A 19,265-nucleotide genomic window follows, 5' to 3' on the forward strand; every position below is an offset into this window, starting at 1 on the left:
CCAGCCGCGATCCGGCATCGCCCCACGCCGCTGGAGAGTGTTCGCGCGCGGGCACCTGCACCGAAGGAACACGACGCCCGATGAACTATCGCCACGCCTATCACGCGGGCAATTTCGCCGACGTGGTCAAGCACGCCCTGCTGACCCGGCTGATCGCCTATCTGAAGCGCAAGGAAAAGCCGTTCCGCGTCTTCGACACCCATGCCGGCCGCGGCAGCTATTCGCTCACATCCGACGAAGCGCAGCGGACAGGCGAGCATGCGGATGGTGTCGGCCGGCTGGTCCAGGCCGCGGCCGACGTCATGGACGATCCGCTCCTGGCCGAATACCGGGAGGCGCTGGCCTCCGATCTCTCCGAAGACCGCTATCCGGGCTCGCCGCTCATCGCGCGGCGCCTGCTGCGGCCGCAGGACCGTCTTTCAGCCTACGAGTTGCACCCTGCCGATGCCGCGGCGCTGAAGACGCTCTTTGCCGGCGACATCCAGACCAAGGCAATCGCCCTTGACGGCTGGCTGGCCCTCGGCTCCCACGTGCCGCCGAAAGAGAAGCGCGGCCTCATCCTGATCGACCCGCCCTTCGAACGCACCGACGAGGTCGACGCCATTGCTGAAGGACTCGCCAAGGCCCTGCAGCGTTGGGCCGGCGGCATCTATGCCGTCTGGTATCCGCTGAAGCGCCCGGCCCTGGTCGCGGCCCTGCACGAACGCCTCGATGCCCTGCCCGTCAGCGAGCGTGTGACCGCGGAATTCTTCCGCGAGCCCTATTCGACCGACGAACGCTTCGTCGGCACCGGCCTGACCGTCATCAATCCGCCTTTCGTCTTCGCCGCCGAGGCCGAAGCGGTGCTGACGACCCTCGCGCCGCTGCTGGGAAGCGGCGCCGCGGCAACATTTTCGGTTTTTACGTCGTCGTCGCCGCGCCCGTGAGGTCGCCCGCAGTGATTTCGTGCTACCGAAACCCAAACGGATCCGACGTGGAAGGCTGTCCCATGTATCGTGCCATCGCTGCCGCCCTTGCCCTGTTCGTCGCCGGTGTGGCGGCCCTGCCCGCCCAGGCGGCCGATCTTCGCTACGGCGAGCCCGCTCCGTTGCGCGCCGCGCTGGTCCCGGCCTGCGACGATGCCGACGTCCTCGGCCAGGTCGAGGACCAGTTCGAATACGGCGCGCCGACCATGGTCGGCGTGAAGCTGGAGATCCTCGAATTCAGCGGCATGTTCGAGAAGGCCTATTTCCCGCAGCGCGCCGGCGAGCCGCTGCCGGCTGAGCCGATCGAGCGCCGCTACTGCCAGGCGACCGCCCTTCTGTCCGACCATGTCAGCCGCACCGTCTACTACGTCATCGAGCATCCGATGGGCTTTGCGGCAGCCGGCGAATATCTCGGCGGCTTCTCGCCGGTGGCGTCCTGGCGGGCCGAGGGCTGCGTTCTGGGTCTCGACGAATGGCACGTCTATGGTGCCAATTGCGAATCGCTGCGCCGCTTCCCGGAGGAGGGACGCACCGGGTATGGCTACGTCTCCAAATAGGATCGTCGAACAGCATGCGTCTCTATTATTCCGCCCCGTCCCCCTTTGCCGCCAAGGTCCGCATGGCCGCCAGCCATTGCGGCATCCCCGTCGAGACCGTGCCGGTCGACACCACTGCCGAGCCCGATGAGCTGCTCAAGGCCAATCCGCTCGGCAAGATCCCCGTGCTGGTCATGGACGATGGCGCGACGGTCTATGACAGCCGCGTGATCTGCGCCCTGTTCGACCGCATGAGCGGCAATCAGATGGTGCCGCAGGCGATCGAGCCGTGGCGCATCGCCGCCACCGTCGAGGCGACGGCCGACGGCATCGTCGATGCGCTGATCCTGTCCGTCTACGAGGTCCGCTACCGGCCCGAGGACAAGCGTCACCAGCCTTGGGTGGACAAGCAGCTGCGCAAGGCCGATCGCGGCCTGGCATCGCTGGAAGAGCAAATTCTGGCGCTTCCCGAAGACCTGACCATCGGCCACTTCGCCGTCGCGGCGCTGCTCGGCTGGGCCACCATGCGCTTCCCGGGCAAGATCGAGGGCGAACGGCCACAGCTGGCAGCCTGGCTGCAGCGCTTTGAGCAGCAGTTCCCGGCCTATGCCGATCTCAAGCCGTCCATGCCGGCGAGCTGATTCCGACCGGGCCGGCCGCTAGAATTTCAGCGCGATGCCGGCCCGGATCGAATGCTCGTCGAAGCCCGACGAGATACTGGTATTGCCGAGATCGTAGGTCTCGCTGCCGAAATCCGAATAGCGATATTCGAGCCGCGTCGTCACATCGTCGCTGACGCGCGCTTCGACACCGGCGCCGAGCGTGTAGCCGATGCTCGTCTGGCTGTCGGAAAAGCCGTTGAGCGACAACTCGTTGCGCGCCGCGGCCACGCCGCCCGTCGCGAACACCAGAAACGGATCGACCGCGACGCCCGCCCGTGCCCGGAACGAGCCGAAGATGTTGCTGTCGGCATCGATCTGCGCACCGGTGGCCGCATTGGTTCCGCTCGCATCGACATCGGACCCGCCGAGATCGGCTTCCAGACCGTAGACGAACTGATCGGTCTGCCAGTTGTAGCCGGTGTAGACGCCGCCGACGAAGCCGTCGCCGTCGAAGCTCGCACCGGCCGACTGGTCGAAATTCGACGTGTTGTAGCCGACGAAGGCGCCCGCATACGGTCCCGACCAGACATAGACCGGCGTGGAGGGAGCGAGCGGCGCCACCACCGGCGGCTGCGGCTCTTCATAGATCACGTCGGCTGCGCGTGCGGCGGGCACCAGGGCAACGGCCGCCGCGGTTCCGACCGCGAGACTGCGAAGCAGGTTCAGCATGCGCCTTCTCCTTCCCGATCCCGCCGGCAAAGGTCCCGGCCGGCGCTCGTGGCGCCCGCGCCCGTTCGGGGCGCGGCAACCACATGACTCTCGATCCGATGTGGGGATCGTTCCAAAAGGAAACAGCCGACATCGCGAATGGCTGCATCGTTTCGGCGCGTTTTCCAGTGATAGTTGCCGAATCGCGACACCTGCCGTGATGCGCTGTCGCCAGATGCGCGGAAGTGATCGCCACCCCCTGCATTCTCGCCGGTGCGGAATCATATAGAAGGGGCGCAACCGCACCGGCATCCCCACGGCCGACGCATGGCGGACCCTGATTCTAGATATCCGGAAGCGGCGCCAAGCCCCGCTCCGGCCAGGATAAAATGATCGACGAGCCTGAAGAGACAGACGACGATTTGATCGACGGCGCCGAGTCCGATCCGTTGGACGAGGGCAGCGAAGCCCCGGACGGTGATGCCGCCGCGGCCAGTGCGGCGCTGCTGGCCTCGATCGACTGGGACGATGCCGGCCAGCAGCTTGCGGGCGACCTCACTGGGGCCGAGCTCATCGCCGCGCTCGCCAAGCGGCTGCCGAACCAGCCGGGCGTCTATCGCATGTTCGGCAAGGACGGCGACGTCCTCTATGTCGGCAAGGCCCGCTCCCTGAAGAAGCGCGTCGCCAATTACACGCGGCTGGGCGGCCACACCCAGCGCATCGCGCGGATGATCCGCGAGACGCGGCAGATGGAATTCGTGACGACGCGCACGGAGACCGAGGCGCTGCTGCTCGAGGCGAACCTCATCAAGCGTCTGCGGCCGCGCTACAACGTGCTGCTGCGCGACGACAAATCCTTCCCCTACATCCTGGTGAGCGAGGATCACGAGGCGCCGGCGATCATGAAGCATCGCGGTGCGCGCTCGCGAAAGGGCAGCTATTTCGGCCCCTTCGCCTCGGCCGGCGCGGTCGGGCGCACGATCAATTCGCTGCAGCGCGCCTTCCTGCTGCGCACCTGCACGGATTCGGTCTACGAGAGCCGCACCCGGCCCTGCCTGCTGCACCAGATCAAGCGCTGCTCGGCGCCCTGCACCGGCGAGATTTCGATCGCCGACTATGACGGCCTCGTGCGCGAGGCCAAAGCGTTCCTGTCCGGACGGTCCAACCAGATCAAGAACGGCATGTCGGCGGCCATGCAGGAGGCCTCCGACGATCTCGATTTCGAGCGCGCCGCGATCTACCGCGACCGCCTCGCCGCCCTCTCCCACGTCCAGAGCCACCAGGGAATCAATCCGACCGGGATCGAGGAAGCCGACGTCTTCGCCATCCACCAGGAAGGCGGCATGACCTGCATCCAGGTGTTCTTCTTCCGCACCGGCCAGAACTGGGGCAACCGCGCCTATTTCCCGAAGGCCGATTCCTCGCTGGAGCCGAGCGAGGTGCTCGGCGCGTTCCTCGCGCAGTTCTACGACGACAAGCCGGTGCCGCGCCTCGTCCTGCTGCCGCTGATGGTCGACGACGGCCCGCTTCTGGCCGAAGCGCTGAGCCTGAAGGCCTCGCACCGGGTGCAGATCGGCGTGCCGGCCCGCGGCCTGAAGCGCGACCTCGTCGACCATGCCACCGCCAATGCCCGCGAGGCGCTGGGGCGCCGGCTGGCCGAGACCTCGTCGCAGGCGCGGCTCCTCAAGGGCGTCGCCGAAACCTTCGGCTTGGCGCGCACGCCGCGTCGGATCGAGGTCTACGACAACTCCCACATCATGGGCACCGCCGCCGTCGGCGGCATGATCGTCGCCGGCCCGCAGGGCTTTGCCAAGAATCACTACCGCAAGTTCAATATCCGCGGCGACGACATCACGCCGGGCGACGATTTCGGCATGATGAAGGAAGTCATGCGCCGGCGCTTCTCGCGGCTGATCAAGGAGCACGGCGACACCCCGGTGGACCTCTCCGCCCAGACCGAAGACGAGGAGGATCCGCAGGATGCCCTGTCCGACTCGTCCATGCCCGCCTGGCCGGACCTCGTCCTGATCGACGGCGGCAAGGGCCAGATCTCCGCCGTCCGCGAAATTCTCGCCGAGCTCGGCATCGCCGACCGGGTTACCACGATCGGCGTCGCCAAGGGTGTCGACCGCGATGCCGGCCGCGAGCGCTTCGTCACTGGCGAGCGCGAGCCCTTCTCGCTGCCGCCCCGCGATCCGGTGCTCTATTTCCTGCAGCGGCTGCGTGACGAGGCCCACCGCTTCGCGATCGGCACCCATCGGGCGCGGCGCAAGAAAGAGCTGGTGAAGAATCCGCTCGACGAGATCGGCGGCATCGGCCCGTCGCGCAAGCGCGCCCTGCTCCACCATTTTGGAACGGCCAAGGCCGTGTCGCGGGCCGCCCTCAGCGATCTGCGCGAGGTCGAGGGCATCTCGGCGGCCATGGCGAAATCGATCTACGACCACTTCCACGAGCGTGGATGAACTGACCGTCATGTGTCATGCCGACAATGGCGGTTGACGAAAGCCCGGCTTGCGGGCTTGTACTGACACGCACAGCCGAAGCGGACTTTCCATGGCATCTCGCGCCTACAGCCTACCCAATCTCCTGACCTATGCGCGCATCGTCTGCGTGCCGCTCGTCGTCCTCTGCTTCTTCCTGGAAGGGACGCTGCGAAGCCCGGACTATGCGCGCTGGTCGGCGCTGTTCATCTTCCTGGCGGCCAGCGTCACCGATTTCCTCGACGGCTATCTGGCGCGCGCCTGGCAGCAGACCTCGACCATCGGCCGCATGCTGGACCCGATCGCCGACAAGCTCCTCGTCGCCGCGGCGCTGCTGCTGCTGGCGGCCGACGGCACCATCGCCGGCTGGAGCCTGTGGGCGGCCATCGTCATCCTGTGCCGCGAGATCCTCGTCTCGGGCCTGCGCGAATATCTCGCCGAACTGAAGGTCTCGGTGCCGGTCACCCAGCTCGCCAAATGGAAGACGACCATCCAGATGGTGGCGATCGGCTTCCTGCTTGCCGGGCCTGCGGCCGACGATATCTACCCCCTCGCCACCGAGACCGGGATCGTGCTCTTGTGGATCTCGGCAATCGTGACGCTCTACACCGGCTATGATTATTTCCGTGCCGGTCTGAAGCACATCGCGGACTGACGACGGCCAAGCCGCGCCCGTCGCGGCCACTCGCGCGCGCCAGCCCGATGTCCATTGCAGGAGGTTCCCCATGAAACTCGCCTATTTCGCATGGGTGCGCGAACGCATCGGCGTCTCCGACGAGGAGGTCGAACTGCCGGCGGGGATCGTCACGGTCGCCGATCTCCTGGCCTGGCTGAAGGGGCGCGGCGAGACCTACGCGGCAGCGCTCCAGTCGCCGGAATTCATCCGCGTCGCCATCGACCAGGAACATGCGGACCATTCCGAACCCGTCGCCGGCGCCCGCGAGATCGCGCTGTTCCCGCCGATGACCGGGGGCTGAAAATGACTGAGGGAACCGCCATCCCGGCCTCGTCCGCCGACATCGAGCCGGTGGTCCGGATCCAGGCGGAGAACATCGACATCGCGGCCGAGATCGCGGCCATGACCGGCGGCGGCGCCGTTGGCGGCCTCGTCACCTTCTCGGGCTATTGCCGCGACGAGGGCGGCCGCCTCGCGGCGCTGGAACTCGAACACTATCCCGGCATGGCCGAACGCGAGATCGCGCGGATCGCCCGCGAGACCCTGGCGCGCTGGCCGTTGTTCGGCTGCCGCGCGATCCACCGCTACGGCCGCGTTGCGCCCGGCGAGGAGATCGTCTTCGTCGCCTGCTCCTCCGCCCATCGCCAGGCCGCCTTCGAGGCCGCGTCCTATCTGATGGACTTCCTGAAGACCCAGGCGCCCTTCTGGAAGCGCGAGCATCTGGTCGACGGCAGCACCGGCGGCTGGATCGAGGCGAAAGACACCGACGACGCCGCAACCGATCGCTGGCACCGGATCTGATGCCCGGGACAACGAGCGCACCCCTGTCCTGAAACGAAAAAAGGGAGGCCATCGGCCTCCCTTCTTCGTTCAGTCACCTGAAGCGTCGGCGATCAGCCGACGATTTCGGTCTCGGAGAACCAGTAGGCGATCTCCTGCGCAGCCGTCTCCGGCGCGTCGGAGCCGTGCACCGAGTTCTCGCCGATCGACAGGGCGAAGGCCTTGCGGATGGTGCCCTCGGCGGCGTCGGCCGGGTTGGTGGCGCCCATGATCTCGCGGTTGCGCGCGATGGCGTTCTCGCCCTGCAGCACCTGGACGACCGTCGGGCCCGACGACATCGACTCGACGAGCTCGCCGAAGAACGGGCGCTCCTTGTGGACGGCGTAGAAGCCCTCGGCCTCGCGGCGGCTCATCCACACGCGGCGCGATGCCACGACCGTCAGGCCGGCCTCTTCCAGCATGGCGGTGATCGCGCCAGTCACGTTGCGACGGGTCGCGTCGGGTTTGATCATAGAGAACGTGCGTTCGACCGCCATGTCCTAGTCCTTTTCGATTGGATCGGGGAAAGTGGGCGACCTATAGCGACGCGCCTTGGCCGGAGCAAGGCGTTGCAGCGCACCCGCCCCGTCCCCGGCGCGATTTCGCAAGCTGCGCCTTGCCAGCTTCGGTCAGGCGCGGAATTCTCGACGGCCATGGTGGCCCTCGCCACTATCTGATGCCGGAGATTCGCGATGCTCTCGACCGACACCGCCCGCCTGCTGGCTGGCTACAATCGCTGGTGCAACGAACGGCTCTATCGCGCCGCCGCCGATCTCACCGCCACGGAACTGCGGGCCGACCGCCGCGTATTCTTCGGCTCCATGCTGGGCACGCTCAACCACCTCCTCGTCGCCGACCGGATCTGGATGCGGCGCTTTACCGGCACCGGCGACGCGCCGGACCGGCTCGATGCCATCCTGTTCGAAGATTTCGCCGAGCTGCAGCAGGCAAGACAGGCCGAGGACGCCCGGATCGCCGACTGGATCGACGGCCTGACCGATCACGACCTCGACAGTCCCATCTCCTACCGCTCGCTTTCCGACCCGCGGGAATTCACCCAGAAGCTCGGCGCCGCGCTCCTCCACGTCTTCAATCATCAGACCCACCATCGCGGTCAGGCCCATGCGATCCTTACCGGATTTGGCCGGGCGGCGCCGGGGTTCGACCTCGTGACCTACCAGCGCGAGACCGGACATTCCTAGCGAGAGAGCCATCGCTGCGGCGATCGCGAACAGCTTGGCGCGCAACTGTCTCCCATCGTCCCCTTCCGCACTGCGTCATGGCGTGGCAAAAGCTGCGCCATGCTTCAGATCACCAATCTTTCCGCTCGCGTCGCCGGGCGCCTTCTCATCGACAATGCCAGCCTGTCGCTGCCGGCCGGCAGCAAGGTCGGCCTCGTCGGCCGCAACGGCGCGGGCAAGTCGACGCTGTTCAAGGTCATCACCGGCGAACTGGCGGCCGAGACAGGCAGCGTGTCGTTCCCGAAGAACACCCGCCTCGGTCAGGTCGCCCAGGAGGCCCCCGGCACCGAGGAGCCGCTGATCGAGATCGTGCTGAAGGCCGACCGCGAGCGCGTCGATCTCCTGGCCGAGGCCGATACGGCCACCGATCCCGGCCGGATCGCCGACATCCACACCCGCCTCGCCGATATCGAGGCCCATTCCGCAGAAGCCCGCGCCTCGTCCATCCTGTCGGGCCTCGGCTTCGACATGGCGGCACAGGCCCGCCCCGCCTCGTCCTTCTCGGGCGGCTGGCGGATGCGCGTCGCGCTGGCCGCGGTGCTGTTCTCGCGGCCCGATCTGCTGCTTCTCGACGAGCCGACGAACTATCTCGATCTGGAAGGCACGCTCTGGCTCGAGAATTTTGTCTCGCGCTATCCCTACACCGTGATCGTCATCAGCCATGACCGCGACGTCCTGAACAACGCGGTGAATGCGATCGTCCATCTCGACCAGAAGAAGCTGGTCTTCTACCGGGGCGACTACGACCAGTTCGAGCGTCAGCGCGCCGAGAAGCTGGAACTCCTGCAGAAGTCGATCGTCAAGCAGGAAGCCGCCAAGAAGCACATGGAGGCCTTCGTCGAGCGCTTCCGCGCCAAGGCGTCCAAGGCCCGGCAGGCCCAGTCGCGCCTGAAGGCGCTGGAACGCATGCAGCCGCTGCAGGGCATCGTCGAGGAGCACGTCACGCCCTTCGTCTTCGAGGGGCCGGAGAAGCAGGCGGCCTCCCCGATCATCCGCATGGAGCATGTGACGGTCGGCTACGAGCCCGGCCGGCCGATCCTGTCGGGTCTCGACCTGCGGATCGACACCGAGGACCGGATCGCCCTCCTCGGCCAGAACGGCAACGGCAAGTCCACCTTCGCCAAGCTCCTGGCCCAGCGGCTGCGCGAGCAGAGCGGCACCATCACCCGCGCGCCGGGGCTGAAGATCGCCTTCTTCGCCCAGCACCAGATCGACGATCTGCGCCCGGCCGAAAGCGCCGTGCAGCATGTGCGCCGGCTGATGCCCGACGCCACCGAGCCGAAGGTGCGCGCCAAGGTGGCGCAGATGGGCCTGCCGACCCAGAAGATGGACACCGCCGCCGAGAAGCTGTCGGGCGGCGAGAAGGCCCGCCTGCTGATGGGTCTTGCCACGCTGGACGCGCCCAACCTTCTCATCCTCGACGAGCCGACCAACCATCTCGACATCGAGGCGCGCGAGAGTCTGGTGCGGGCGCTGAACGACTATCCCGGCGCCGTCATCCTGATCAGCCATGACCGCCACATGGTCGAGGCGACGATGGACCGCCTGTGGATCGTCGCCGACGGCACGGTGTCGCGCTATGACGGCGATCTGGAAGACTACAAGAAGCTGGTCCTGTCCGGCGCGACCAAGGGCAGCGGCGCTCCGGCCGTGGGCAGCGTCGGTGAGGTCGCGCCTGCGCCCGCGCCGGTTTCCAAGGTCGACCAGCGCCGCCAGGCCGCCGAGCGTCGTGAGGCCCTGAAGCCGCTCAGGAAGAAGATCAGCCAGCTCGAGATCCAGATCTCGCGTCTCCAGAAGACCATCGAGGCCTTCGACGAGAAGCTCGGCGATCCGGCGCTCTACACGAGCGATCCGGCCAAGGCGAGCGAGCTCAACAAGCAGCGTGCTGCGGCAGCCAAGACGCTCGCCGCCTGCGAGGAAGACTGGCTCGGCCTGACCGAGGAACACGATTCCGCAATGGCCGCCGAATAACACCATCGACCACCGCGAGCCGCCAGCCGGTGAACGGATAGTCGTTATCGCAAGCAACGTCCCCGGCTTGCGGTGGGCGTCACGAAAATGACATCTTGGCTGCACACGCCTGCAACACGTCGTTGCCGGCGTTCGGTCGGCGCTGGCTGTCCCCGCCGGGCGGCCCCGCCATGTCGAAGCCGCCCTCTGGCCGCCAGTCCTTTCGGACAGTCATGGAGAGCGCTTCAGGAAAGCACCTTGCATGCGCATCTCATATGCCGGCCTGTCAGGCCTCCCCGGAGACATTCTGCATGTCGTGCGACAACGGCTGCATTGGCGTGAGATGGCGGTTTTCGCCGCCATTGCAGCGGGAGCGATTCTGTTCGCTGTCGCCTGCAGCCTCCTGCTGGTGGGCGCCTCCGCCGGCGATGCGACGATCGCCGAGAACAGCCCGCATGAACTGCTGCAGGTCGCAACCGTCGCGCTGGCCGCCGTCGGCTTCCTGATCGCGGCGCTGCGGTTCGACTTCGAGACCTTCTACGTGACGTTGCTCGGCAGCTTCGGCTGCGCCATGGCCAGCATGCGCGAGACGCCGGCCTGCTCCAGCAGCTTCTACGAGGGCGGTCCGTGCCTGACCGGCACATACAAGGATGTCATCCCGTTTGCCCTGGCGCTCGGCGCCGTGGCGCTGCTGCTGTACCGCCGGGTGCCGCTGGCTCGTAGCATCCGCGAGGTCACCCTGTTCTGGCTCGTGCCGGTGGGTGCCAGCACGCTGATGCTCGTCGGCGCCGAATGGGCCGAGGCTCGCAACGCCGTCTGGATCGAGGAAACGCTGGAACTGGCGAGCTTCGCCAATCTCCTCGCCTTCGCCCTGATCGTCCATCTGCGACCAGGCTGGTACCGGGCGACGCTCACCGCGGCGAAGACAGTGCCGACCCATCTGGCGCGGCGGACCGAACCGGCCAATACGCGCGACGAACGCTGGCTCGGTGGCCACAGCAGCGAACGCTGACATCCGGCAGAACCATCGCCGGCTCAGGCCTTCTTGATCCAGCGGCTGTCGTCGTTCTGCTGCCAGTAGGTGACCGCGTGCCCGGCGGCCTTCTCCACCTTCCAGCGCGAGCGCGCCAGATCGAGCTGTTCGGCATCGTGGCCGTCGAAGAGGTAGACCGCCCGCACATAGCCCTCGAGGCTCGCCGGCACGGCCCCGTCGACGAGGAACCGCACCTGCGGATCGTTGGCCTTCTGCTCGGCTTCGACCGTCAGCAGGATCGGCTGCAACGCACCGCTGCTGTCTGAATCGCTGCCATGCGGCAGGAAGCTCTCGTCGCGATAGACCCAGAGATGATGGTCGAGGGCGTCGCGGCGTTCCTCCGAGGAGAACTGCACCACGACGCGCCACCCCCGCCCCAGGCTCTTCTCGAGAAGGTCGGGCAGCGCCTCCTCGAGCCGGCTCTGGGTCAGGTGGTAGAACAGGACCTCGGTCATCGGGCCGCGGTCCCTAGCCGGCCTGGTAGTGGTCGGACACCAGCCGGTCCAGGAGGCGCACACCGAAGCCCGACGCCCAGGACTGGTTGTACTCGTTGGCCGGCGAGCCCATCGCCGTTCCGGCGACGTCGAGATGCGCCCATGGCACGTCGTTGACGAACCGCTGCAGGAACTGCGCCGCAGTGATCGCGCCGGCCGCCCGTCCGCCGCCGATATTCTTGATGTCGGCGAACTTGCCCTCGATCATCTTGTCGTATTCCGGCGCCAGCGGCAGGCGCCAGACCTTCTCGCCGGTGCCGATGCCCGCGGCCAGCAGCCGGTCGGACAATTCGTCATTGTTGGAGAACAGGCCGGCATGCTGGTTGCCGAGCGCCACGATGATGGCCCCCGTCAGCGTCGCCAGATTGACCATGAATTTCGGCTTGAAGCGGTCCTGACAGTACCAGAGCGCGTCGGCCAGAACGAGGCGGCCTTCCGCGTCGGTGTTCAGCACCTCGATCGTCGTGCCGGACATCGCGGTGACGATGTCGCCCGGCCGCTGGGCATTGCCATCCACGGAGTTCTCGACGAGGCCGACAATGCCGATGGCGTTGACCTTGGCGGACCTGCCCGCCAGCGCCCGCATCACGCCGACCACGGCGGCTGCGCCACCCATGTCGCCCTTCATCTCGTCCATCGAGCCCGCCGGTTTGATCGAGATGCCGCCGGTGTCGAAGACGACGCCCTTGCCGACGAAGGCGATCGGCGCCTCGTCGTCGGGACCGCCGTTCCAGCGCATGATGGCGAGGCGCGGCGGCCGCGGCGAGCCCTGTGCGACGCCGAGAAGCGCGTCCATCTTCAGCGCCCGCAATTCCGCCTCGCCGAGGATCTCGACATCGATCCCCTGCTGCGACAGCGCGGCGATGCGGTCGGCGAACTCGACCGGCCCGAGAACATTGGCCGGCTCGTTGACGAGGTCGCGGGCAAGCATCGTGCCGGCGGCGATCGCCTCCTGGACCGTGTAGGCGTCCTTTGCCGCGGCGATGTCGGCGACGGCCAGGGCGATCTTCGAGGCGACCTTGGGCTCGTCGTCGCCGTTCTTGCGGGACGACTTCGTCTTGTAGAGGTCGAAATCATAGGCGCGCAGGCTGGCGCCCGCGGCGAGCATCGCGGCTTCGGCGGCCGAGACGTCGCCGTCGGCGCGCTCGCAGCGGATCGTCACCTCTGGCGCGCCCTTGGTCTTCGCGGCGATGACGCCCCCGAGCTTCAGCCAGTCCTCGTCGGTCAGCGGCTTGTCGGCATGCGTGCCGACGACCAGCAGCCGGTCGGCATCGACATCGGCGGGTGCCAGGACGTCGAGTGTCGCAAGGTGCTTGCCCTTGAACCTCGCGACGCCCGCGGCGCGCGATACGAGGGACCGAACCGCGTCGCCCGCGCTCGCCGCCAGGCCGGCATCCTTGCCGGCGAGGACGACCAGCACACCCTTGGCTGGTGCATCCTTTGCGACGAACTCGATCGAGGGAAGGCTGGCCATGATGTCTCCTGCGGGTCGAATGAAATCGTGTCGCGGCGGGACAGCCGTCCGGGGGCGGCATGCGGCGACGCGGGCAATGATGGTCGGGACGGGCCGCATTGCAAGGCCCGCGGCCGAAGATACGCCCTGTTCACCATCGTTCTTCGCCCTTCTTTAGCCAAGCTGGTGTAATCTTCCTTCCACGACGAGAGCCGGCCGCCGGCTGTTTCTCCAGGCCCGCGCCGGCCGCAAGTGAAAAATCGAGCGAGGCAATGGGCCAATCTGCAGCCGCGGGAACGGGAACCGCATGACGATTCTGGAACGCTACATCTTCAAGCGGGCCTTCGTGTATGCGGCCTCGTCGCTGACCTCGCTGGTGCTGATCGTCTGGATCGTCCAGGCGCTGTCGCGCATCGACGTGGTCAAGACCAGCGCCTCGGCCGCCAGCAACATCTTCTGGATCGCCCTGATGCTGCTGCCGGACCTGTTCGCCGGGGTCCTGCCCTTCGCGCTGCTGATCGGCGCGATCCAGGCGCTGAACTCGCTGAATTCCGATTCCGAACGCGCCGTCATCTCGGCCGCCGGGGCGTCCCAGGCCGTCATCGCGCGTCCCATCGTCGCCCTCGGCCTTCTGGGCGGCCTGATCATGCTCCTGATCGGCAATGTCGTCGGGCCGGCCTCGATGAGTGCGTTCCAGAACGGTATCCGCTCGATCAACGCCGACATGATCACCCTGTTTCTGAAGCCCGGCCGCTTCGAGCAGGTGCAGGACGGCATCGTCATCAGCATCGGCGACGTGAACGGCGCGACGGTCGAGAGCCTCGTGATCGCCGACACCCGCGACCCGGCCAGCGACCTCACCTATTTCGCCCGCGAGGCGAAGATCATCGACGAGGACGCCAATTCGCTGCTGCTCCTGTTCGACGGCCAGCTGCACCGTCGCAACACCGCCGACAACAGCGTCTCGGTGATCCAGTTCCAGACCTATGCCTTCGATCTCGCCGCGCTGCGGCCGGCGACCGATAACAGCTGGGTGCGCGCCTCCGAGCGCAGCACCGCCGCGCTGATATGGCCCGATCCCAATGACGGCCTCTACCAGGAACGGCCGCACAGCTTCACCGAGGAACTGACCGACCGCATGACCAACTGGCTCTTCGCCATCGCCTTCGTCCTGTGGGCGATCGTCGTTGCCGGCCAGCCCTCGACCAACCGCCAGGGTACCGGCCCGGCCATGACCCTCGGTCTGTGCGGCGGGCTGATGCTGAAAGCCGCCGGCTTCGTCACTCTCTCCCAGATCGAGCAGGGCGTCTTCTGGGTGGTGATCTCCTATCTGCTGCCGCTGGCCGCCATCGCTTTGAACAGCGCGCTGATCTGGCGCAATTTCGACCTCGCCGGCTGGGCGCCGCTGCAACAGGCGACGACCGCCCTGCAGGACGGCTATGCCGCCCTGTTCGGCCGGCGCCGGGCCGCGGGGGCCGCCCGATGAGGAACTGGACCCTCAACCGCTATTTCTTCCGCATGTATGTCGTCAGCTTCCTGTCGACGCTGCTGACGGTCTTCGCGCTGATCTACCTGATCGACCTGATCGAGGTCAGCCGTCGCAGCCGCTTCGAGGATCTCGGCTTCGGTGCGACCGCCCTCTTCTCGTTGCTGCGGGTGCCGAGCTTCATCGGCCAGGCCTTCCCCTTCATCGTCCTGTTCTCGTCGATCTACACGCTCCTGACCCTCAACCGGCGTCTGGAACTCGTCGTGGCGCGTGCCTCCGGCGTCTCGATCTGGCAGATCCTCCTGCCCTTCGTGGTGGGCTCGTTCCTGATCGGGATCGTGGCGACCTTCGTCTACAATCCGCTGACCGCCTATACGAAGACCCTGTCCGAGGACATGCAGACCACCATGACCGCCGGCGGCGACGTCTCTAGCTCGGACCGCGTGCCCTGGCTGCGTCAGGAGGGCGACGGCGTCCAGTCGATCCTCGGCGCCAAGACGGTGGCGCGCGGCGGCACGGTTCTCGGCGACATCACCGCCTTCGTTATGAACGACGAGGGCATCGTGAAGGAGCGCATCGACGCGGCGCGCGCGGTTCTCAACGACGAGTACTGGCTTCTGGAGAAGCCGCGGGTGACGCGGGTCGGCTACCGGCCGGAATTCCCGAAGGAATACAAGCTTCCCACCAGCCTGCGCCCCGAATATGTCGAACAGCGGATCGCCGATCCCGAGGCGATCTCCATCTGGCAGCTCGGCTCGAAGATCGACGTTGCCGCAAGTCTGGGCTTCAACACCGACGCCTTCCGGATGCAGTACCACACGCTGGTGGCGCAGCCGGCCCTGTTCATCGCCATGACTTTGCTCGCCGCGACCGTCGCCACGAGGTTTTCGCGCACGGGCCAGTCTGGTAGGACGATTGCGGGCGGTGTAATGGCCGGATTCGTGCTTTACGTCGTCACGTTCTTGGCGAAAGCTCTCGGAAGCAATGACGTGGTACCACCGGTTATGGCAGCGTGGTTTCCGGTCTTGGCGGCAGGATTGTCTGGGGTGACGATCCTGCTCCATCAAGAGGATGGTTGAGTATGGTTGCGAGGGGGGCCAGTCGCGCAGAACGCCGCGACGCGCAGGCCGGCATACGGGCGGTTCTCCTTGCGGGAACAGCCATTTGCGGCCTCGGCTTCGGGGGCCAGGCAGCGTGGGCACAGGCGGTCATTCCGGCCGACATGTCGGTGCCGGACGACGCCCAGATGTTCCTGGAAGCCGATACCGTCACCTACAATACCGACAACTCCATCGTCACCGCTTCCGGCGGTGTGCGGATCGACTATGGCAGCTACAAGCTGGTCGCGCGGAACGTCACCTACGACCAGAACACCCGTCGTCTGGTGGCTTCGGGCGATGTGGAATTGCAACAGCCGGACGGAAATAAGGTCTACGCGGACAGCATCGACATCACCGATGATTTCCGCGACGGCTTCGTCAAGGCGCTGCGGATCGAGACCCCGGACAACACCCGTTTCGCCGCCCGTGACGCCGTGCGTCAGGACGGCAGCGTCACGACTTTCCAGCAGGGTGTCTACACGGCCTGCGAAACCTGCCGCGAGAATCCGGATCGGGCGCCGCTCTGGCAGGTGAAGGCCCGCAGGATCGTCTGGGACCAGACCGAGAAGGAAGTGCGCTACTACGGCGCCAAGTTCGAGCTGCTCGGCGTGCCGATCGCCTACATGCCGTACTTCCAGTCGCCGGACCCGACGGTCAAGCGCAAGACCGGTTTCCTGACCCCGACCTTCAAGTCGTCGAGCAATCTCGGCTACGGCCTGCGCACCCCGTATTTCATCGACATTGCCGACGACAAGGACGTGACCCTGTCCGGCACCTACTACACCAAGCAGGGCTTCCTGGCCGAGGCCGAGTACCGCCAGGCCTTCGAGAACGGCTTCTTCACGCTGCAGGCCGCCGGCATCAGCCAGAACGACCCGGACGCCTTTGCCGGCGACAACGTCTACAACACGACGACCGGCGAACTCACCAGAGCCTCCCCCGACTTCGACAACACCGAACGCGGCATGATCGGCTCGAAGGCGCAGTTCGCCCTCAGCGAGCGCTGGACGCTCGGCTGGGACGTCATGGTGCAGTCGGACGAGAACTTCTCCGCGACCTACGAAATCCCCGGCTACGGCGACACCGTGAAGACGTCGGAGATCTATCTGACCGGTCTCGGCGACCAGAGCTATTTCGACCTGCGCGGCCAGAAGTTCCAGTATCAGTCGGTCAACCCGGATGCCGCCGACACCCAGCCGCTGGTGGCGCCGAGCTTCGACTATGAGCGCATCGAGCAGGAAAGCGTTCTCGGCGGCGAAGTGAAGCTGGAGATGAACGTCGCGTCGCTGCATCGCGACGACGGTTCGGTCGATCCGATCTGCGCGACCTCGCTCTACCTCGTCGACGACATGAACGAGGCCTGCCGGACGCCGATGAACGGCTACCAGTATCGCTCCGACCTTCTGCGCTACAACGCGCTGGAGGGCGACTATACCCGCGCCTCGGCTGATCTTGCCTGGCGTGACTCCTATACGCTGGAGACCGGTCTCGTCCTGTCGCCGACCGCCTCGGTGCGCGGCGATTTCTACACCGCCGACATGCGCTCCGACGGCTTCGCGAACTATTACTACGAGCCCTACACCTATACCGACCCCGCGACCGGCCGGCCGGTGACGATCCCCAATCCGGTGACGCCAGCGGCCTACAATCTGGTCCCGAACGACCAGAAGGGCGACTGGCTGGCCGATTACTACCGTCAGGGCGCCCTGTCGCTGGACGATACCGGCACGCGCGGCATGGCGACCGCGGCGATGGAAGCGCGCTACCCCTATCTGATCGAAACTGCCAATTCCTCGCATGTGATCGAGCCGATCGGCCAGGTCATCCTGCGGCCGGACGAGCAGAAGATCGGCCTTCTGCCCAACGAGGACGCGCAGACGCTGGTGTTCAACACCGCCAATCTGTTCGCGCTCGACAAGTTCTCCGGCTACGACCGGATCGAGGGCGGCTCGCGCGCCAATGTCGGCGTCAAATATGCCGGCAATTTCGACGGCGGCTACTCGGTCAACGCGGTGTTCGGCCAGTCCTACCATCTGGGCGGCGTGAACTCCTTCGCGCAGACCGATCTGGCGCTGGTCGGCTACGATTCCGGTCTGGAGTCCGATCGCTCCGACTATGTCGGCTCGATCGCCGTCGGCACGCCGATCGGCATCACCCTCGGCACCCAGGCCCGCTTCGACGAGGAGAGCTTCGCGGTCCGGCGCACCGACGTCTTCGGAACCTACGGCTCGTCCGATGCCACCGCGACGGTGACCTACACCAACATCGACGCCCAGCCGATCTATGGCTCGATCGAGGATCGCAGCCAGATCACCGGTTCGGGCACGCTGAAATTCGCCGAGAACTGGAGCGCCTTCGGTTCGGTCGGCTACGACATCAAGAACCAGTCGGTGGTCGAGAAGACCTTCGGCATCGGCTATGCCGACGAGTGCTTCAGCCTGCTCGTCTCCTACCAGGATACGGTGAACCGCTATTCGCAGGAATCGGATTCCTCGCGGCTGATGTTCACCATCGGGCTCCGCACGATTTCCGATTTCGGCTATTCCTACGATCTCGGCGACGACGGCTGACATCCGTTCGCCCCGCCGCCGGGCGAACGGCCGACCAGATCACGGTTTCGCCAAAGCTGCACGCTACGAGCAGTCCGGACTTGCAGGCGAAACGGCTTTGCGGGAGCCTTGCCCTGTGCGACATCCGGGCGGATGGTCGCCATGAGCGGGCGAAGGACAGGGCGCGGGAGCGGGACGCGCCGCCATTCAGGGAGTTGAAGCAGTCATGATCGTTGGAAACGTCGCCAGACGCGCGGCCCTCGCATTCGTCCTTGCCGGGTCGGCCGCTGCCACGCTGCCCGCCACCACCGTATCGGTACAGGCCGCCAGCGAGATCAAGGCGGTGGTGAACGGCATGCCGATCACCAGCTACCAGATCCGCCAGCGGGCCGCCTTCCTGAAGCTGCGCCGCGTCGGCGGCAATGCCACGCAGAAGGCGACCGACGAGCTGATCGACGAGGCGCTGAAGAAACAGGAGATCGGGCGCCGCGGCATCGCCATTCCGGACGAGGCGGTCGACGAGGCCTTCGGCCGCTTTGCCGCCGAGAACAAGCTGACCCGCGAGCAGCTCGGGCAGGTGCTGTCGCGCGCCGGTTTCTCGTCGGACGGCTTCAAGGACTACATCCGCGTGCAGATGGGCTGGGGCCAGGCCGTTCAGGCGAACATGCGCAGCACCGAGCGACTGAGCGAGCAGGACGTGGTCCAGCGCATGCTGGCCCAGGGCGGCGAAAAGCCGAGCACCACCGAATACACGCTCCAGCAGGTGATCTTCGTCATCCCCGACGCCCAGCGTTCGGCCCTTATGGCCCAGCGCAAGCGCGAGGCCGAGAGCATGCGCTCGCGCTTCCGCTCCTGCGATTCCACCTACGAATTCGCCAAGGGCCTGCGTGACGTGACCGTGCGCGACCTCGGCCGCGTCGCCCAGCCGGAACTGCCGCCGCGCTGGAAGAAGGACATCCAGGCGACCTCCGTCGGGCGCGCCACCCCCGCCCAGGCCACCGAACGCGGTGTCGAGTTCATCGCCGTGTGCAACACCCGCAACATCTCCGACGACAAGGCCGCCGCCCTCGTCTTCCAGGCACGGGAGATGGAAAAGCTCGGCGAACAGGCCGAACCCGACGCAGCCTATCTGAAGAAGCTGCGCGACAGAGCTCAGATCGTTCGCCGCTAAGG

Annotated in this window: 18 protein-coding genes; 14 read left to right on the forward strand and 4 right to left on the reverse strand. The window is 66.5% G+C overall.

The features are described from left to right. Nucleotides 1–80: 80 nt before the first annotated feature. The 3 genes from J3367_RS15560 (at nt 81) to J3367_RS15570 (ending at nt 2,142) form a co-directional block, all read left to right on the forward strand. The gene (locus tag J3367_RS15560) at nt 81–926 is read left to right on the forward strand and encodes a 23S rRNA (adenine(2030)-N(6))-methyltransferase RlmJ (RefSeq protein ID WP_024350523.1); all 846 of its coding nucleotides are present in this window, start codon (nt 81–83) and stop codon (nt 924–926) included. Between the two features lie 62 nt (nt 927–988). Further along, nucleotides 989–1,522, forward strand: coding sequence for a hypothetical protein (locus J3367_RS15565; protein ID WP_024350522.1), 534 nt, complete (start codon nt 989–991; stop codon nt 1,520–1,522). Nucleotides 1,523–1,536: 14 nt separating this feature from the next. Then, nucleotides 1,537–2,142 (forward strand): glutathione S-transferase, encoded by a 606-nt coding sequence (locus tag J3367_RS15570; protein WP_024350521.1) that lies wholly within the window; start codon nt 1,537–1,539, stop codon nt 2,140–2,142. A gap of 18 nt (nt 2,143–2,160) precedes the next feature. On the opposite strand, the gene J3367_RS15575 is transcribed toward J3367_RS15570, so the two are convergent. Further along, nucleotides 2,161–2,832 carry an outer membrane protein gene (locus J3367_RS15575; RefSeq protein ID WP_024350520.1) on the reverse strand — a complete coding sequence of 224 codons (672 nt, stop codon included), beginning with the start codon at nt 2,830–2,832 and terminating at the stop codon, nt 2,161–2,163. Between the two features lie 368 nt (nt 2,833–3,200). Here J3367_RS15575 and uvrC point away from each other — a divergent pair, with 368 nt between their 5' ends. The 4 genes from uvrC to J3367_RS15595 all read left to right on the forward strand — a co-directional run bounded on the left by uvrC (nt 3,201) and on the right by J3367_RS15595 (nt 6,768). After that, on the forward strand, nt 3,201–5,273 hold the full coding sequence (uvrC, locus tag J3367_RS15580) for an excinuclease ABC subunit UvrC (RefSeq protein ID WP_024350519.1): 2,073 nt from the start codon (nt 3,201–3,203) through the stop codon (nt 5,271–5,273). 91 nt (nt 5,274–5,364) lie between these two features. Beyond that, nucleotides 5,365–5,946, forward strand: a complete 582-nt coding sequence (pgsA, locus tag J3367_RS15585; RefSeq protein ID WP_024350518.1) for a CDP-diacylglycerol--glycerol-3-phosphate 3-phosphatidyltransferase — start codon at nt 5,365–5,367, stop codon at nt 5,944–5,946. Between the two features lie 70 nt (nt 5,947–6,016). Further along, nucleotides 6,017–6,268, forward strand: a complete 252-nt coding sequence (gene moaD / locus J3367_RS15590) for a molybdopterin converting factor subunit 1 (RefSeq protein WP_024350517.1) — start codon at nt 6,017–6,019, stop codon at nt 6,266–6,268. A gap of 2 nt (nt 6,269–6,270) precedes the next feature. Next, on the forward strand, nt 6,271–6,768 hold the full coding sequence (locus tag J3367_RS15595) for a molybdenum cofactor biosynthesis protein MoaE (RefSeq protein WP_051141577.1): 498 nt from the start codon (nt 6,271–6,273) through the stop codon (nt 6,766–6,768). A gap of 92 nt (nt 6,769–6,860) precedes the next feature. Here J3367_RS15595 and ndk read toward each other — a convergent pair whose 3' ends face one another. After that, nucleotides 6,861–7,283 carry a nucleoside-diphosphate kinase gene (ndk, locus tag J3367_RS15600; RefSeq protein ID WP_009209396.1) on the reverse strand — a complete coding sequence of 141 codons (423 nt, stop codon included), beginning with the start codon at nt 7,281–7,283 and terminating at the stop codon, nt 6,861–6,863. A gap of 195 nt (nt 7,284–7,478) precedes the next feature. Between ndk and J3367_RS15605 the strand changes: the two genes are divergently transcribed. From J3367_RS15605 to J3367_RS15615, 3 genes are all read left to right on the forward strand, one after another. Then, nucleotides 7,479–7,988 carry a DinB family protein gene (locus tag J3367_RS15605; protein WP_421461572.1) on the forward strand — a complete coding sequence of 170 codons (510 nt, stop codon included), beginning with the start codon at nt 7,479–7,481 and terminating at the stop codon, nt 7,986–7,988. Nucleotides 7,989–8,087: 99 nt separating this feature from the next. Next, the gene (locus J3367_RS15610; protein ID WP_024350514.1) at nt 8,088–9,998 is read left to right on the forward strand and encodes an ABC-F family ATP-binding cassette domain-containing protein; all 1,911 of its coding nucleotides are present in this window, start codon (nt 8,088–8,090) and stop codon (nt 9,996–9,998) included. A gap of 241 nt (nt 9,999–10,239) precedes the next feature. After that, nucleotides 10,240–10,989: a hypothetical protein gene (locus J3367_RS15615; protein ID WP_024350513.1), complete on the forward strand. Its 750-nt coding sequence runs from the start codon at nt 10,240–10,242 to the stop codon at nt 10,987–10,989. Nucleotides 10,990–11,012: 23 nt separating this feature from the next. On the opposite strand, the gene J3367_RS15620 is transcribed toward J3367_RS15615, so the two are convergent. After that, nucleotides 11,013–11,465, reverse strand: a complete 453-nt coding sequence (locus tag J3367_RS15620; RefSeq protein ID WP_009209392.1) for a DNA polymerase III subunit chi — start codon at nt 11,463–11,465, stop codon at nt 11,013–11,015. A gap of 13 nt (nt 11,466–11,478) precedes the next feature. Then, the gene (locus J3367_RS15625; RefSeq protein ID WP_024350512.1) at nt 11,479–12,978 is read right to left on the reverse strand and encodes a leucyl aminopeptidase; all 1,500 of its coding nucleotides are present in this window, start codon (nt 12,976–12,978) and stop codon (nt 11,479–11,481) included. A 286-nt stretch (nt 12,979–13,264) separates the two neighbouring features. On the opposite strand from J3367_RS15625, the gene J3367_RS15630 reads away from it, so the two are divergent. From J3367_RS15630 to J3367_RS15645, 4 genes are all read left to right on the forward strand, one after another. Continuing rightward, complete coding sequence (locus tag J3367_RS15630) at nt 13,265–14,443, forward strand: LptF/LptG family permease (protein WP_024350511.1); 1,179 nt, start codon at nt 13,265–13,267, stop codon at nt 14,441–14,443. Next, nucleotides 14,440–15,522 (forward strand): LPS export ABC transporter permease LptG, encoded by a 1,083-nt coding sequence (gene lptG, locus J3367_RS15635; RefSeq protein ID WP_024350510.1) that lies wholly within the window; start codon nt 14,440–14,442, stop codon nt 15,520–15,522. Before J3367_RS15630 ends, lptG begins: the two co-directional genes overlap by 4 nt. A 143-nt stretch (nt 15,523–15,665) precedes the next feature. Continuing rightward, nucleotides 15,666–18,113, forward strand: coding sequence for an LPS-assembly protein LptD (locus J3367_RS15640; protein ID WP_244495420.1), 2,448 nt, complete (start codon nt 15,666–15,668; stop codon nt 18,111–18,113). A 205-nt stretch (nt 18,114–18,318) separates the two neighbouring features. Next, nucleotides 18,319–19,263: a SurA N-terminal domain-containing protein gene (locus J3367_RS15645; RefSeq protein ID WP_024350508.1), complete on the forward strand. Its 945-nt coding sequence runs from the start codon at nt 18,319–18,321 to the stop codon at nt 19,261–19,263. The last annotated feature ends 2 nt before the right edge of the window (nt 19,264–19,265 follow it).

Source organism: Aurantimonas sp. NFXS3 (genome assembly GCF_049132005.1).
Lineage (GTDB): Bacteria > Pseudomonadota > Alphaproteobacteria > Rhizobiales > Rhizobiaceae > Aurantimonas > Aurantimonas coralicida.

Excerpts from the sequence above, each read along its gene's own strand:
- pgsA (WP_024350518.1), top strand. The coding sequence starts at position 5,365 with ATGGCATCTCGCGCCTACAGCCTACCCAATCTCCTGACCTATGCGCGC.
- J3367_RS15570 (WP_024350521.1), top strand. The coding sequence starts at position 1,537 with ATGCGTCTCTATTATTCCGCCCCGTCCCCCTTTGCCGCCAAGGTCCGC.
- J3367_RS15560 (WP_024350523.1), top strand. The coding sequence starts at position 81 with ATGAACTATCGCCACGCCTATCACGCGGGCAATTTCGCCGACGTGGTC.
- moaD (WP_024350517.1), top strand. The coding sequence starts at position 6,017 with ATGAAACTCGCCTATTTCGCATGGGTGCGCGAACGCATCGGCGTCTCC.
- J3367_RS15645 (WP_024350508.1), top strand. The coding sequence starts at position 18,319 with ATGATCGTTGGAAACGTCGCCAGACGCGCGGCCCTCGCATTCGTCCTT.
- J3367_RS15595 (WP_051141577.1), top strand. The coding sequence starts at position 6,271 with ATGACTGAGGGAACCGCCATCCCGGCCTCGTCCGCCGACATCGAGCCG.
- J3367_RS15605 (WP_421461572.1), top strand. The coding sequence starts at position 7,479 with ATGCTCTCGACCGACACCGCCCGCCTGCTGGCTGGCTACAATCGCTGG.
- J3367_RS15565 (WP_024350522.1), top strand. The coding sequence starts at position 989 with ATGTATCGTGCCATCGCTGCCGCCCTTGCCCTGTTCGTCGCCGGTGTG.
- ndk (WP_009209396.1), bottom strand. The coding sequence starts at position 7,283 with ATGGCGGTCGAACGCACGTTCTCTATGATCAAACCCGACGCGACCCGT.
- J3367_RS15575 (WP_024350520.1), bottom strand. The coding sequence starts at position 2,832 with ATGCTGAACCTGCTTCGCAGTCTCGCGGTCGGAACCGCGGCGGCCGTT.
- J3367_RS15620 (WP_009209392.1), bottom strand. The coding sequence starts at position 11,465 with ATGACCGAGGTCCTGTTCTACCACCTGACCCAGAGCCGGCTCGAGGAG.
- J3367_RS15640 (WP_244495420.1), top strand. The coding sequence starts at position 15,666 with ATGTCGGTGCCGGACGACGCCCAGATGTTCCTGGAAGCCGATACCGTC.
- uvrC (WP_024350519.1), top strand. The coding sequence starts at position 3,201 with ATGATCGACGAGCCTGAAGAGACAGACGACGATTTGATCGACGGCGCC.
- J3367_RS15630 (WP_024350511.1), top strand. The coding sequence starts at position 13,265 with ATGACGATTCTGGAACGCTACATCTTCAAGCGGGCCTTCGTGTATGCG.
- lptG (WP_024350510.1), top strand. The coding sequence starts at position 14,440 with ATGAGGAACTGGACCCTCAACCGCTATTTCTTCCGCATGTATGTCGTC.
- J3367_RS15610 (WP_024350514.1), top strand. The coding sequence starts at position 8,088 with ATGCTTCAGATCACCAATCTTTCCGCTCGCGTCGCCGGGCGCCTTCTC.
- J3367_RS15625 (WP_024350512.1), bottom strand. The coding sequence starts at position 12,978 with ATGGCCAGCCTTCCCTCGATCGAGTTCGTCGCAAAGGATGCACCAGCC.
- J3367_RS15615 (WP_024350513.1), top strand. The coding sequence starts at position 10,240 with ATGCGCATCTCATATGCCGGCCTGTCAGGCCTCCCCGGAGACATTCTG.